The sequence below is a fragment of the Collimonas sp. GW821-FHT02H07 genome, from assembly GCF_059421505.1.
The window spans coordinates 62,096-75,187 of the sequence record NZ_JBWKVC010000016.1 but is presented as its reverse complement, the minus strand read 5'-3'; the positions used below and the strand labels follow the sequence as shown (position 1 = coordinate 75,187).

At 59.8% G+C, this 13,092-nt stretch carries 12 protein-coding genes; 1 reads left to right on the top strand and 11 read right to left on the bottom strand.

Annotation, left to right across the window (positions count from 1 at the left end; all coding sequences use genetic code 11):
• The 11 genes from ubiB to AC07V8_RS21485 all read right to left on the bottom strand — a co-directional run bounded on the left by ubiB (nucleotide 1) and on the right by AC07V8_RS21485 (nucleotide 11,706).
• Nucleotides 1–1,578, bottom strand: coding sequence for a ubiquinone biosynthesis regulatory protein kinase UbiB (ubiB, locus tag AC07V8_RS21535; protein WP_494680125.1), 1,578 nt, complete (start codon nucleotides 1,576–1,578; stop codon nucleotides 1–3).
• Complete coding sequence (locus tag AC07V8_RS21530) at nucleotides 1,575–2,183, bottom strand: ubiquinone biosynthesis accessory factor UbiJ (protein WP_494680126.1); 609 nt, start codon at nucleotides 2,181–2,183, stop codon at nucleotides 1,575–1,577. Before AC07V8_RS21530 ends, ubiB begins: the two co-directional genes overlap by 4 nt.
• 109 nt (nucleotides 2,184–2,292) lie before the next feature.
• Complete coding sequence (locus tag AC07V8_RS21525; protein ID WP_494680127.1) at nucleotides 2,293–3,240, bottom strand: Tim44 domain-containing protein; 948 nt, start codon at nucleotides 3,238–3,240, stop codon at nucleotides 2,293–2,295.
• An 8-nt stretch (nucleotides 3,241–3,248) separates the two neighbouring features.
• On the bottom strand, nucleotides 3,249–3,983 hold the full coding sequence (ubiE, locus tag AC07V8_RS21520) for a bifunctional demethylmenaquinone methyltransferase/2-methoxy-6-polyprenyl-1,4-benzoquinol methylase UbiE (protein WP_098495333.1): 735 nt from the start codon (nucleotides 3,981–3,983) through the stop codon (nucleotides 3,249–3,251).
• 99 nt (nucleotides 3,984–4,082) lie between these two features.
• A complete protein-coding gene (locus AC07V8_RS21515) occupies nucleotides 4,083–5,561 on the bottom strand; it encodes a PhoPQ-activated pathogenicity-related family protein (protein ID WP_494721497.1) in 1,479 nt (492 codons plus the stop codon).
• The gene (locus AC07V8_RS21510; RefSeq protein ID WP_494680129.1) at nucleotides 5,561–6,031 is read right to left on the bottom strand and encodes a hypothetical protein; all 471 of its coding nucleotides are present in this window, start codon (nucleotides 6,029–6,031) and stop codon (nucleotides 5,561–5,563) included. Before AC07V8_RS21510 ends, AC07V8_RS21515 begins: the two co-directional genes overlap by 1 nt.
• Before the next feature lie 159 nt (nucleotides 6,032–6,190).
• Nucleotides 6,191–7,579 carry an FAD-dependent oxidoreductase gene (locus AC07V8_RS21505; RefSeq protein ID WP_494680130.1) on the bottom strand — a complete coding sequence of 463 codons (1,389 nt, stop codon included), beginning with the start codon at nucleotides 7,577–7,579 and terminating at the stop codon, nucleotides 6,191–6,193.
• Nucleotides 7,580–7,617: 38 nt separating this feature from the next.
• Nucleotides 7,618–8,169, bottom strand: coding sequence for a phosphonate degradation HD-domain oxygenase (locus AC07V8_RS21500; RefSeq protein ID WP_494680131.1), 552 nt, complete (start codon nucleotides 8,167–8,169; stop codon nucleotides 7,618–7,620).
• Nucleotides 8,170–8,182: 13 nt separating this feature from the next.
• Nucleotides 8,183–9,640: a phosphonoacetaldehyde dehydrogenase gene (gene phnY / locus AC07V8_RS21495; protein WP_494680168.1), complete on the bottom strand. Its 1,458-nt coding sequence runs from the start codon at nucleotides 9,638–9,640 to the stop codon at nucleotides 8,183–8,185.
• 50 nt (nucleotides 9,641–9,690) lie between these two features.
• The gene (phnA, locus tag AC07V8_RS21490) at nucleotides 9,691–10,956 is read right to left on the bottom strand and encodes a phosphonoacetate hydrolase (protein WP_494680132.1); all 1,266 of its coding nucleotides are present in this window, start codon (nucleotides 10,954–10,956) and stop codon (nucleotides 9,691–9,693) included.
• Nucleotides 10,957–10,989: 33 nt separating this feature from the next.
• Entirely contained in the window at nucleotides 10,990–11,706 is a 717-nt protein-coding gene (locus AC07V8_RS21485; RefSeq protein ID WP_494680133.1) for a phosphonate utilization associated transcriptional regulator, read from the bottom strand.
• Nucleotides 11,707–11,950: 244 nt separating this feature from the next.
• Here AC07V8_RS21485 and AC07V8_RS21480 point away from each other — a divergent pair, with 244 nt between their 5' ends.
• Nucleotides 11,951–13,081 carry a 2-aminoethylphosphonate--pyruvate transaminase gene (locus tag AC07V8_RS21480; RefSeq protein ID WP_494680134.1) on the top strand — a complete coding sequence of 377 codons (1,131 nt, stop codon included), beginning with the start codon at nucleotides 11,951–11,953 and terminating at the stop codon, nucleotides 13,079–13,081.
• The last annotated feature ends 11 nt before the right edge of the window (nucleotides 13,082–13,092 follow it).

Here is a 13,092-nt window from a genome sequence, read left to right as displayed (position 1 = left end):
CTACCACCAGATTCTGTGCGCGAAGCGAAGATAAAGCAGCGTCAGCAACACGCCCGCGATGACGCCGCCACCGAGATAGACCACGATGCCCAGGAAGTGGTTGGTCTTGCGCTGCTCGGCAATCAGCTGCCACATCAGTTCATTACTGCGTTCGCCGCGCGGCTCGATGGCCTTGGTCATTACCTGATGCGCCAGCCGCGGCAGTTGCGGCAACAGCTTGCTGTAACGCGGCACTTCGATTTTCAGATGCTGCAGCAGGCCGCGCCAGCCCATCTGTTCGCTCATCCAGCGCTCCAGGTGCGGCTTGGCGGTTTTCCACAGGTCCAGGTCCGGATCGAGCTGGCGGCCCAGGCCTTCGACATTGAGCAAGGTTTTTTGCAGGAGCACCAGCTGCGGCTGCACTTCGACATTGAAGCGGCGCGAAGTCTGGAACAGGCGCAGCAGCACCTGGCCGAAGGAGATATCTTTCAGCGGCCGGTCGAAGATCGGTTCGCAGCAGGCACGTACTGCCGACTCCAGTTCGTCCACCCGGGTTTCCTTGGGCGCCCAGCCGGATTCGATATGCGCTTCCGCCACGCGCTTGTAATCGCGCTGGAAAAACGCCAGGAAATTCTGCGACAGATAATCCTTGTCGAAATCGTTGAGGGTACCGACGATGCCGAAATCGAGCGCGATGTAGCGGCCGAAAGTGGCCGGCGCTACCGACACCAGGATATTCCCGGGATGCATGTCGGCATGGAAAAAGCCGTCGCGGAACACCTGGGTGAAAAAAATCTCGACGCCGTCGCGCGACAGCTTGCCGAGATCGACGCCGGCATCGCGCAGGCGGTCCAGCTGCGAAATCGGGATGCCGTGCATGCGTTCCATCACGATCACCGACGGCGAGCAGTATTCCCAGTACATCTCGGGCACCACCAGCAAATCCGAATCGGCGAAATTGCGGCGCAACTGGCTGCCGTTGGCGGCTTCGCGCATCAGGTCCAGCTCATCGTGCAGATATTTGTCGAATTCGCCCACCACTTCGCGCGCCTTCAGGCGGCGGCCGTCGGCCCACAGTTTCTCGACCAGGCCGGCGGCGATATGCATCAGCGCCACGTCTTCATCGATGGATTTCTTCATGCCGGGACGCAGCACCTTGACCGCTACTTCCTTGCCGTTTCTCAGTGTCGCAAAGTGTACTTGCGCAATCGAGGCCGAGGCCACCGGCTCGCGCTCGAAGCTGGCGAACAACTCATCCGGATGGGCTTTCAATGATTTTTCGATCTGGGCAATCGCCAGGTCCGAGCTGAAGGGCGGCACCCGGTCCTGCAGGCGCGCCAACTCGTCGACCATGTCGCCCGGCACCAAATCGCGACGGGTCGACAGCACTTGTCCGAACTTGACGAAAATCGGCCCCAGTTCTTCCAGCGCCATGCGCAAACGCTCGCCGCGCGGCGCCGAAATATCGCGCCAGAAAATCAGGGTATCGATCAGCTTGGAAATGCGCGGCGTATCAAAACCCGACATGGCGATATCGTCCAGGCCATAACGCACCGCAACGCGGACGATCTTAAGAACTCGCAAAAATTTCAGAATCATGGGGTTTTCAATTTGTTGATGCGTTTCGCCAGCCGCTCCATATCGTCGCGCAGCCTGGTGACATCATTCGTAAAATCGGATACAGCCTGCGGCCGCACCAGCATCGGCTGTTCTTCCAGAAAATATTCGGCCAGGTTTTCCGCCAGCTTTTTATGCGTCGAGAGGACGCCTGCGATCAGCGCGTTGCCGCCGGAGACGATGCGCACGGCGGCGATATCGCCGACCAGCTTGCTCAGATCGTGTTCGGCATCCCAGCGCAAACCCTGGCTGACCTGGGAAATCGCATTGGCAAAATCGGCGTCGCCCTCGATCTTCACGTAAGAGAAAGCGCGCTCGCGGTTCTGCGCGATCAGCGGCAAATCCGCCAGATTGACGCGGATGGTGACGTTGGGGAGGTTCACCACCTTTTCATCCGTATCCGGCGGCGGCGCCTGCAGCAAGCCGTCGGCGCTGACCTGCCAGCTCAGCTTGACGGCGCCGCCATCGAAACAGGCGACCTTGCCGGCGTGCGACGCCAGGATACGCTGCGCCCACGGTTCTTGCGCCAGCAGGTGATTGACGGACGCGGTAATCGGCTTGAAGTTTAGTGGTGAAGTCATCGTCATAAAATAAAACCGCCCATGATTATTCATGGGCGGTCCAAGTTTATCAGTTTGTCGGTATCAGAGCCTATTTATGCTCTGACACGGCAAATCGGTCTGCTCATGTCGCCATTCAGGCAGCCACTTGCTGAATTCCCGCCAGAACCCAGCCGCCCTGCCCCGACAAGGGCTTGGACAGGTTCCAGACTTCAGTGAACGGCTCGGCCGAGGCTTCCGGCACTTCCTTGATCAGGCCGGTGAACTTGACGCTGGCCAGGTAATCGTTGCCGACGGTTTCGATGCCCATCAGCTCGCCATCCAACTGCACGACGTCGGTGTTATTCGGCGAAGCGCCGCGCTCCTGCAATTGCAGGCGCAGTTCGCCAAACATTTCCGGCGTAGTGAATTCGCGGATATCGTTGATATCGGCCTTGTCCCAGGCGGCCTGCAGACGGATGAAGTAAGTCTTGGCGCTGCGGACGAAGCCGGGCACGTCGAAATCCGCGGGAATTCCCCAAGGAGCGCTGTTCGCCGCGGCAACCGGAGCGGCTGAGGACTGGAACGATGAAGCGGAATTGACCCGGGAACCGATTTCAGGCGTGAAACTGGACGAATTGCCATCAAAATTGGCCGCGGGAAGATTGCCGCCCAGGTTAGGCGCCGAGCCTGGACCGGAATATGCCGCCGGCGCAGGACTGTTCTTGCGCATGACCAATCGCACAACAAAAATCACCGCGACCGCCAGCAAGGCCATCATCAGGAATGAGCCGAAAGCGCCGCCCATGCCGAAATGCGACATCAGGGCGCCCAGGCCGAGACCCAGCAAGGCGCCGCCGAGGATGCCCTTCCATGGGCTGGCCGGTTTAGGCGGAACCGAAGACGGCGTGGCAGCGGGCGCTGCCGGCTTGGCCTGGTTGGCGCTGCCGAAATTCTGCGACGGCGCGCTTGGCGCCTGGCGCGAAATGCCGGACGACTGCTTGCCGAACGAGCCGCCGCCGCCGAGCCGGCGAGCGTCGGCATTCGAGATTGTCATCGACAAGGTGGTTGCGACCATCAGCAACATCAGCAAAAACTTCTTCATGCGAGCTCCTACAGTTTTATGCCGGTATGCAAGGCCGCCACACCGGCAGTTAAATTGAAATACTCAACCCGCGCCAAGCCCGCGTCCGTCATCATCTGTTTCAGGGTGTCCTGATCGGGATGCATGCGAATCGACTCCGCCAGGTAGCGATAGCTTTCAGAATCATTGGCAATCTGCTTGCCCAGCCACGGCAATACGGAAAACGAGTAGACGTCGTAGGGCTTTTTCAAAGGCTCCCATACTTTCGAAAACTCCAGCACCAGCAATTTGCCGCCCGGCTTCAGCACACGGCGCATTTCCGCCAGTGCGGCATCCTTGTGCGTCATGTTGCGCAAACCGAAGGCCACCGAGACGCGGTCGAAATAATTGTCCGGGAACGGCAATTTCTCGGCGTCGCACAACAAGGTGGGGGTGGACAATCCATTATTCAAGAGACGATCACGGCCGACGCGCAGCATCGACTCGTTGATGTCGGTCAGCCAGACCTCGCCGGTAGGCCCGGCGCGCTTGGCGAACGCCTTGGCCAGGTCGCCGGTGCCGCCGGCGATATCAAGCACCTTGAAACCGGGGCGGATGGCGGCCTGGGCGATGGTGAAAATCTTCCAGACCCGATGCAGGCCGGCCGACATCAGATCGTTCATGACGTCGTATTTAGGCGCAACCGAGTGGAAAACTTCGGCGACTTTGTGGACTTTATCGTCCTCGGAGACGGTTTTGTAACCGAAATGGGTGGTGTTGGTCATGGTGGCAAGCTTGTTTTGGCAGTCTTACATTATACAAGTCCGGCCAGCGGATGCTTGGCTTGCCAAATAATCCATGGAAATCTGTTTTTCTGTTGCCGGCTATGGGATAGCCGCCAGGCTTTTGCAGGCCGGCTCGACGCTTGGCGGCGGCGCCGTAGGATAATTGTCCGGCACAATGATCACCGGGGTGGTTGCGACAAAGCCATCGGCAAATTCCGCCTCAATGAAAGTCGCCGCCCAGCCCTGCGCGGGCATTTTTATCACGGCTTTCGCACTCTGGGCAGCGCTAGGTACGATGTCCGTTGGCTGGTAACGAATGCCGCAAGGATAGCGAAAATCGCGGGCCAGCGGATTGAGCGCGCTCCATTGCGTGATTTTGCGCGGCGGCTCGGAAAAATGCAGCGACAGTCCGCCATCCGGGTCCGGCCGCATGTCGATCGCGGGGAATTCCTGATTTTGCTGTAGGCGTCTGACCGCTGTCACAAGGGAAGTTTCAATGAATTCCCTGATGCCATAGTGACTGGCGTTGGGAGCCACGCGCAAGGCCTTCGGTCCTGGCAGCTGATCAAAATAAAACCTTGCATTGTCCGGCACGAAAAAATCGTCGCTGCTGGCGTTGACAATATATTTCGGGATCGACAGCCGTTGCGCATAAGCGCTTTGCAGGTAACGCATGGGATCCTCGATACGCAATAGCTTATCGAAATTTTCACTGCGGAACTGACCTGTGATTCCTTCCGCATGGTAAGCCGAAAATGCCAAGGGCCAGCTGCCGCCATAGCTGTTGAAGGTATGTTCAAGCGCCCGATCCATATTCAGGAAATCGAGTACAAATGGCACGATGGCATCGATGCGCTGGTCGGCAATGGCAGCCAGCCAGGCTGCCCAAGCGCGCTTGGAGCCGCCGGTAGCAATAAAATGCTGCACTTGCCACGGCTGCAACTCCCGCTGCGCCAGGTCCATGGCTTTGATTATCGCCTCCATCATCGGGATATGCAGCGACATGAGCGGCCGCGTCTGCGGACTATCCAGGAACAATTTCCAGCTGTGGGCCACGCTGTCATCTTCTTTCCTGGCGATGCCGTCGTCGTCATAGACGAGATATTGATTCGGGATGTTGCTGACGGAGATGACGATGGTCTGGGTTTTTCTGGCGACCGACAGCAGCATGCTTTCGCTCAGATCGGTGGGCGCGCTGGCGCTTCCCGCCGGGCCGGCATGATTGGTGCCGTTGTTTGCCGCCAGCAAGGCGCGTTGTGGCCTCGGGTCAGCCGGGATATAGATATTGACCTCATGCATCCATTGTGCCGGCGTGGCCAGACCGTTGCCCGGCCAGGTTTGTGAAACCAGATCGAAACTGCGCTTCTCGACGCCAGGGAATTGCTCTACCTTCTTCGCCGAATAAGACAATGGCTCCCCGGCTCCAGCCTTTTTATAGCAAGCAAGTATTTCACTGAATTGCTGGCCGCTGGCAGAGAAACACTGTTCCGCCGAGACTGGCGCAGTGGCGTTTCCGCAAGCGCCCAGGATTGTTGACAGAAGGAGCAATAGCACCGTCGACAAACTGCGCCGGACCATCATTCCTCCTGAGGCGCAGGCGCCAGATTTTTGCCATTTTCCCAGTTGGCGCCAAGCGGATTGATCACCTTGTTTTGACTTATCGAAAAATCGCCGTGCTGCTGCGCAATTTTGCCGTCAATCGGCACGATGGCGCGTTGCGTGAATTTATGCGTGGCGTTATCGAACTCCAGCACATGGTATGCGCTGGTGTTGTTCCAGTCCGCGGAAGGAAAAGCGATGAAGTGCACCGTGTATTTTTCTGCGCTGAAACTGCCATCGACAACATAACTGCCATAGTGCTCCTCGCCTGGCGAGATGATCTTATACAGACCGTTATCGTAATAAAACAAGATGGCGTCATGAAACGGCTTTTTTTCATACAGTTTTCTGTAATAAAGCCGCTGCATGTGTGTCGGTTTTCCAAACTGCACGCTCAGCGCAGCCGCCGCGCCGCCGCCTTCCGCGGCAACAACGCTGGCACTGCTCATGAACCCCGGAATGGCAAAAAACAAAGTAGCAGCAACACGCGAAATGGCAGATCTCATCTATATCCTCGCAAATATCAATTTGACAATCTATTGAGTCAAATCATAGCGATAAGCATGGGATAAGACGACACTTAATTAAAAATTAAGTAATGTCTTACGCTAGGCTTTGTCAGCCTTGCCGGCCGCGTTGGCCAGCTTGCTCAGCATCTGGTCCAGCAGCCACGGTTTGCAATCGTGGTCTTCCGCCAGTTCCTTGCGGCGGATGGCGTTGCGCACCACCAGCGAGCCGAGATAGCGTACCGGCTCCGGCGGAAACTGTCCGCGCGGGCCGGCCGCCAGCGGGCTGCGGCTCCAGTCGTTGTCCAGGCCGAGCACCAGCGATGACAGCAGCTGCCCGCCCATGTAGCTGGGGCCGACGCCGTTGCCGGAATAGCCGAAACCGTAGAACACATTCGGCATATTGTTCAGCCGGCCGAAGAACGGGAAACCGGTGACCGAGCGGTCTGACGGTCCGTTCCAGCTGGCGGTAATCGGCACGCCAGCCAGCGCCGGGAAGAATTCGTGCAGGCTGCGCTTGAGTTGCTGCTCATAGGGGGAACGCTGGTCGAATACGGGCAGGATGCGGCCGCGCCACGCGAAGGTGTTGCCGCCCTTGCCCAGCATCAGGCGGCCGTCTTCGGTGCTGCGGTAATAGAACACGAAGGTGCGCGAATCGAGCACCGAGACACCGTCTGTCAGGCCGATCCGCTGCAGCAGTTCGGGACATTTTTCCGTGATCACCATGTCGCTGGACACTACCGCGAGCGTGCGCTCGAACTGCGGGAAACGGCTGGCCATCCAGGCATTGATCGCCAGCACCATCTTGCCGGCCTGCAGGCTGCCAGCGGGCGTTTGCAAGGTAACGCTGGCGCCTGGCGTGAACGACAGCATCGGCGTTCTTTCATAAATCCGCACCCCCATCTGCAAGGCGACGCGGCGCAAACCGCGCACCAGCTTGCCCGGATGGACAGTCGCCGCCATCGGTGAAAACACGCCGGACAAATTGCGCGCCGAACCGGAACGGCGCCGCACCTCTGCATCCGGCAGAGAATGATAGGAACTGATGCCCTGGCGCTGCAATTCATCCAGCACCGGATCCAGCACGCCCAGCTGGGCTTTGGCGGTGGCAGTGTAGAGCGTGCCGTCCCGGCGGAATTCGGCGTTGATCTTGTGTTCGCGGCAGAAATTGCCGATATGCTCGACCACCGCCTCCGAAGCCTTCACCAGCCTAATCGCTTCGGCCTCGCCGAACAGACGCCGCAAAGTGAAGAATTTGGTCGACCAGGTCAGCAGGCAGCCGCCGTTGCGGCCGCTGGCGCCGGCGCCGCACAGGTCGCTTTCGATGATGGCGATGTCCAGCGCGGGATTCTGCCGCTTCAGCTGGATCGCGGTCCACAAGCCGGTAAAGCCGCCGCCGACAATCGCCACGTCGGCTTTTTGCCGGCCTTGCAGCGCGGGAGCCAGCTCGCCGTCGGCGAATAGTGCATCTTCCAGCCAGAATGGGCGCATGGGGAATCAATCCTAGGTGAGCAACGATTAAACAGTGACTAAGCAGCGGTAAAAGCACAGGCCGACATCAACCTGGCGAAATGCTGCAGATCGGGCGTCTGCATTCCCGCCACCTTGGCCTGGTCGTCCCAAAGGCGCAGGCTGACGGCATCGGCAGCGTACGGCCGGGCAATGAACTGCGCAGCGTCGGCTGCAGAAAACACGCCGCCCTGCAATTCCAGGCTGCGCTTGGAATCTTCAGACAAGCGTCCCCAATAGGCGACGTCGGTCGCGCACAGGTAGCGCTTGGCGTCCACGTGCAGACGGATCGGTTCCAGCACCGCCGCGCTGAACAAGCCGCGCAGATAGGGGATGGCAAAATATTGGTGGGTGTCGTCGACGCCGCGCGCCGACGGCGTTTCGCCTTGCGGATTGAGCAGATGGCCGAGATCGTGCAGCAAGGCGGCGCACACCAGTTCGTCCGTGGCGCCGGCCTGCTCGGCCAGGGTCGCCGATTGCAGGGCATGCTGCAGCTGGTTGACCGGCTCGCCGCTGTACATTTCATGGCCGCCCTGTTCAAACAGGTCGCAGATTTGCGGGATAGTAAGCATGTTGGCGGCCCGATCAGTTCCAGGGCAAGGAATAGGTCTTGGTATTGCAGAAGCTCTTCATCGCTTCCTGCACGCCTTCCTTGTAGCCCAGGCCGGAATCCTTGATGCCGCCGAACGGCGTCAGCTCCAGGCGGTAGCCCGGGACTTCACGGACATTGATGCTGCCGACTTCGAGCTCGCGCACGAAGCGCGTGATGTAATCGAGGCGGTTGGTGCAGACCGAGGACGACAAGCCGTACGGCGTCGAATTCGAGATGCGGATCGCATCGGCGATATCGGCGCAGCGGATCACCGGCGATACCGGTCCGAACGTCTCTTCCGCCACCAGCTGGCAATCGGCCGGCACGTGATCCAGCACGGTCGGCGAATACACCGCGCCATCGCGCTGGTTGCCGAACAGGAGCTTGGCGCCGCGCTGGCAGGCGTCGTTGACTTTGGCTTCGAAAGCGCTGGCGGAGCGGGCGTCGATCACCGTGCCCATATCGTTTTGCAGATCCATCGGATTGCCGTATTTGACCGCCTTGGTCTTGCGCACCAGCAGATCGACGAATTCATCGGCCACGGCCTGGTGCACGATCATGCGCTTGATGGCGGTGCAGCGCTGGCCGGAATTCTTGTAGGAGCCGGATACCGCCAGCGTTGCCGCCTCTTCCAGGTCGGCATCTTCCATCACGATGATCGGATCGTTGCCGCCCAGTTCCAGCACCTGGCGCTTGTACACGGCTTTGCCGGCGATGTATTTGCCGACCGGCACGCCGCCGGTAAACGTCACCAGATCGACATCCGGATTGATCAGCATCTCGTCAGCGATTTCGGCCGGATCGCCGGTCACCACCGAGAACATTTCCGGCGGCAAGCCTGCTTCATACAGGATATCGGCCAGCAGCAAGGCCGACAGCGGCGTCTTTTCCGTCGGCTTGAGCACCATGCGGTTGTTGGTGGCGATGGATGGCGCGACCTTGTGGGCGACCTGGTTGAGCGGATGATTGAATGGCGTGATGGCCGAGATGGCGCCCAGCAGCGGCTCCTTCAGCGTATACACCTTGCGCTGCTTGCCATGCGGCGTCAGGTCGCAGGAAAACACCTGGCCGTCGTCCACCAGCGCCTGGTTGGCGGCAAACACAAAGACGTCGCAGGCGCGGCCGACTTCGTACAGACTGTCTTTCTTGCACAGGCCGGCCTCCGCCGTGATCAGGTCCGAGATGGCATCGGTATTGGCGCGCAGCAGTTCGGCGGTGCGCAGCATGATGCGCGAGCGCTCGAAGCGCGTCAGCGGCGAGCGGAACGCCCGCGCCGTCTTGAACGCATGGCGGATGTCGTCCACCGTGGCCTTCGGCACCGAACCGACCAGCGCGCCGTTGAAGGGGTTGCGGATTTCTATGCGGCGCGGGTTGCCGACCAGCTTGCCGGCAATCCGCATGTCTTGATGTAAAGGTTCGCCCTGCTTGAGCTTGCTCAGTTCGGTCAGCATCATGTCCTCGAATCAATCGATGATTGTGGTTTCTTGCTTACTGCGCGTGCCTATTTTGCATGATGCTGTGCATGATTCATGGCTAGATAGAACACATCGAAATTGCGCAGCCGGTGATCGGCCGCGAATGTGGCAAATGCAGCGCTCAGCTTGCGGTTGAACATCAGCGGCACCCGCTGTTCCGAGATGCCGCCGTGCGAGCGCAGCGGCAGCTTCAGCTCGGACAGGTCGTGCCGGCTGGCGGCGGTGCCGATCACGGTCAGGCGCTCGCTCACCACCACCAGGTCGCCGATGCGGTCCGGCGGCAGCTCGAAACGCTGGGCCGCCTGCTCGCGCGTCAGCACCAGTTCGATGCCGGGAATGGCGCGGATCTGGTCGGCGATTTCAGCCGCATTGGCGGCAGCCGGCAGATACACCGTGGCGTAGGAACCCAGCGCGCCGTGGTGCACTACGTAAGGGTCGGTAATCGGCAGGATGACGCGGCTGGTCTCAGCGCCGAACTTGGCATCCAGCACGTCCTGCAGATAGATCACGTTCGGCTTGCCGGCGCTGTCGGTCTTGGCGTTCATGCCGTGGTCAGCGGTCAGGCCGATCACCGCCTCCAAAGCATCGAGCTGGGTCAGGTAGTGATCCATCATGGCGTAGAAGGCATTGGCGCCCGGCGTACCTGGCGCGTACTTATGCTGGATGTAGTCGGTGGTGGAAAGATACATGATGTCCGGCCGTTCGCTCGCCAGCAGCTTGACGCCGGCGGCGAACACGAACTCCGACAAGTCGGCGCTGTACACCGACGGCAGCGGCATGCCGACCCGCTCCAGCAGATTGGCTATGCCGTTCAACTCAAGCGTGGCCTGGTCAGCCTTCTCCGCCGAGAAACAGATGCCGCGCATCTTGTGGCCCAGCAGGCCGCGCAGCTTGTCCTTGGCGGTGATCACCGCCACCTTGGCGCCGGCGTCGGCGAAGGTGGCCAGGATGGTGGCGGCGCGCAGGTACTTGGCGTCGTTCATCATGACTTCCTGCTTGGTTTCCAGATCGTAGAAGTAGTTGCCGCAGATGCCGTGCACCGACGGCGGCACGCCAGTCACGATCGACAGGTTGTTGGGATTGGTGAAACTGGGCACCACGCAATCGGCGCTCAGCACCGTGCCCTGCTCTACCATTTTTTTCATGAACGGCGCGACGCCGGCCTGGATCGCCTGGTTGATGTATTCCTGCTCGCAGCCGTCAACACAGACCACCACCAGCGGTTGCTGCATCGCTTGATAGCTACGGCCATTGACGTTGAAAGAGCCGCTAAGGGTGTTGGTAGTGGACATGTGCTTGCCTTTGCTGTGAGTCTGAGGGACCTGTTACTTCAAGGTGATCTGTTCGGCTGCCGCTGCGGCGGCCATCTTTTCCTGCGCCTTGTGCATGCGATGGCGGCCGGCTTCGGCGTGTTCGCGCATGATGGCGCCTGCGGCCTGCGCATCGCCGGCGGCGATGGCGTCGACGATCTGGTGATGTTCGGTAGTGGAAGTCGGCAAGCTGCCCTTTTGCGCCAGCGCCGAACGGCGGAACAGATTGAGTTCGTTGACCAGGCGGCGGTAGGTATGCAACAGCTTCTTGTTGGCGCTGAACTGCACCAAGGCATCGTGGAAGGCCAGGTTCAGCTTCAGGTAGCCGTCGACATCGCCCAGAGCGACCATGCCATCCATGCGCTCCAGCAGCGTGCGCAGCTCCTGCACCTGGGCCGGCTTGATGGCGGCGGCCAGCTTGCGGCCGATCAGCTCATCCAGCGCTGCCCTCACTTCATAGATCTCGTCGGCTTCCTCGACCGAAATCTGGCGCACGAAGACGCCGCAATTCTTTTCCTGCTGCACCAAGCCAGCCTCTTCCAGCGCGCGGAACGCTTCGCGCACCGGGCCGCGCGAAACGCCCAGCATTTCCGCTAGCGACACTTCATTGAGCTTGTCGCCGGCAACCAGGTCGCCGGCCAGGATCATGCGCTCCAGCTCCTTCTGCACCAATGAAGGCAGCGAATTTTTCTGGACCAGGGCGATGGTGTTCATTGTGCGGTTGGTTGTCATGGCATTTCTTTTTTTTCGGGTTGGTGATTGCACTTTAATTTAACAAGGTGTAGATTGTCAACAAAATACATAAAACATGATGTAATAAAAAGCGTGGCGACGCAATGGAAACGCCGCTCTTGCCGCCGCCTGCATTTTGTGTGCGCCTATCACACGCGTGCTGCTGAAGAGGACGCAGAGTTGGCGCCAGACCTGAACATACTCAAACGACAACTGACATCCGCACCAGACCAAAGGAAATATCATGAGCCTGCAAAGCCGCGACCCGATTCTGCTGACCCCCGGACCATTGACCACCTCGCTCGCCACCAAGAGCGCCATGCTGCAAGACTGGGGTTCATGGGATGCCTCCTTCAATGCGATCACCACCAAGGTACGCCGGCAGCTGCTGGATATCGCCAATGCACATGAATCCCATGTGTGCGTGCCGATGCAGGGCAGCGGCACGTTTTCGATAGAAGCGGCGATCAACACCCTGCTGCCGCGCAACGGCCACATGCTGGTGCTGATCAACGGCGCCTACGGCAAGCGCATGGCCAAGATCGTCGAAATGATGGGACGCCAGGTCTCGGTATTTGAAACCGCCGACGATGTGCCGACCACCGGCGCCGACGTCGAACGCGTGCTGAGCAACGATCGCAGCATCACCCATGTCGGCGTGATCCATTGCGAAACCAGCACCGGCATCCTCAATCCGCTGGCAGACATCGCCGAGGTGGCGGCGGCGCACAAGAAGAGCCTGATCATCGACGCCATGAGTTCCTTCGGCGCGCTGGCCATCGATGCAGCCAAAATCCCGTTCGACGCATTGATCGCCGCCAGCGGCAAATGCATCGAAGGCCCTCCGGGCATGGGTTTTGTCATCGTGCGCAAATGCGTGCTGGAAAAATCCACCGGCAATTCGCGCTCCTTGTCGCTGGACCTGCACGATCAATGGGCCTACATGGAAAAGACCACGCAATGGCGCTTCACCCCGCCGACACATATCGTGGTGGGCTTCCATCAGGCGCTCAATCAATTCTTTGCGGAAGGCGGCCAGCCGGCGCGGCTGGCGCGCTACACAAAAAACTACGAGACCCTGATGGCCGGCATGCGCGAGCTGGGACTGGTGCAGTTTCTGCCGGCAAAAATCCAGGCGCCGATCATCGTGACGATGCACGCGCCGAACAGCGCCAATTATGAATTCAAGGATTTCTACAATCGGGTGCGCGACAAGGGATTCGTTCTCTACCCGGGCAAGCTGACACGGGCCGAGACTTTCCGCGTCGGTTGCATAGGCGCGATCGGCGCGGAAGAAATGCAGCAGGCGGTGCATGCGATCGCCGATGCGCTGCGGGAGATGGGAATCAAGACCAGAAGTGCGGCCAACTCCTGAAGGAGTGGCAG

Excerpts from the sequence above, each read along its gene's own strand:
- ubiB (WP_494680125.1), bottom strand. The coding sequence starts at position 1,578 with ATGATTCTGAAATTTTTGCGAGTTCTTAAGATCGTCCGCGTTGCGGTG.
- AC07V8_RS21530 (WP_494680126.1), bottom strand. The coding sequence starts at position 2,183 with ATGACGATGACTTCACCACTAAACTTCAAGCCGATTACCGCGTCCGTC.
- AC07V8_RS21525 (WP_494680127.1), bottom strand. The coding sequence starts at position 3,240 with ATGAAGAAGTTTTTGCTGATGTTGCTGATGGTCGCAACCACCTTGTCG.
- ubiE (WP_098495333.1), bottom strand. The coding sequence starts at position 3,983 with ATGACCAACACCACCCATTTCGGTTACAAAACCGTCTCCGAGGACGAT.
- AC07V8_RS21515 (WP_494721497.1), bottom strand. The coding sequence starts at position 5,561 with ATGGTCCGGCGCAGTTTGTCGACGGTGCTATTGCTCCTTCTGTCAACA.
- AC07V8_RS21510 (WP_494680129.1), bottom strand. The coding sequence starts at position 6,031 with ATGAGCAGTGCCAGCGTTGTTGCCGCGGAAGGCGGCGGCGCGGCGGCT.
- AC07V8_RS21505 (WP_494680130.1), bottom strand. The coding sequence starts at position 7,579 with ATGCGCCCATTCTGGCTGGAAGATGCACTATTCGCCGACGGCGAGCTG.
- AC07V8_RS21500 (WP_494680131.1), bottom strand. The coding sequence starts at position 8,169 with ATGCTTACTATCCCGCAAATCTGCGACCTGTTTGAACAGGGCGGCCAT.
- phnY (WP_494680168.1), bottom strand. The coding sequence starts at position 9,640 with ATGCTGACCGAACTGAGCAAGCTCAAGCAGGGCGAACCTTTACATCAA.
- phnA (WP_494680132.1), bottom strand. The coding sequence starts at position 10,956 with ATGTCCACTACCAACACCCTTAGCGGCTCTTTCAACGTCAATGGCCGT.
- AC07V8_RS21485 (WP_494680133.1), bottom strand. The coding sequence starts at position 11,706 with ATGACAACCAACCGCACAATGAACACCATCGCCCTGGTCCAGAAAAAT.
- AC07V8_RS21480 (WP_494680134.1), top strand. The coding sequence starts at position 11,951 with ATGAGCCTGCAAAGCCGCGACCCGATTCTGCTGACCCCCGGACCATTG.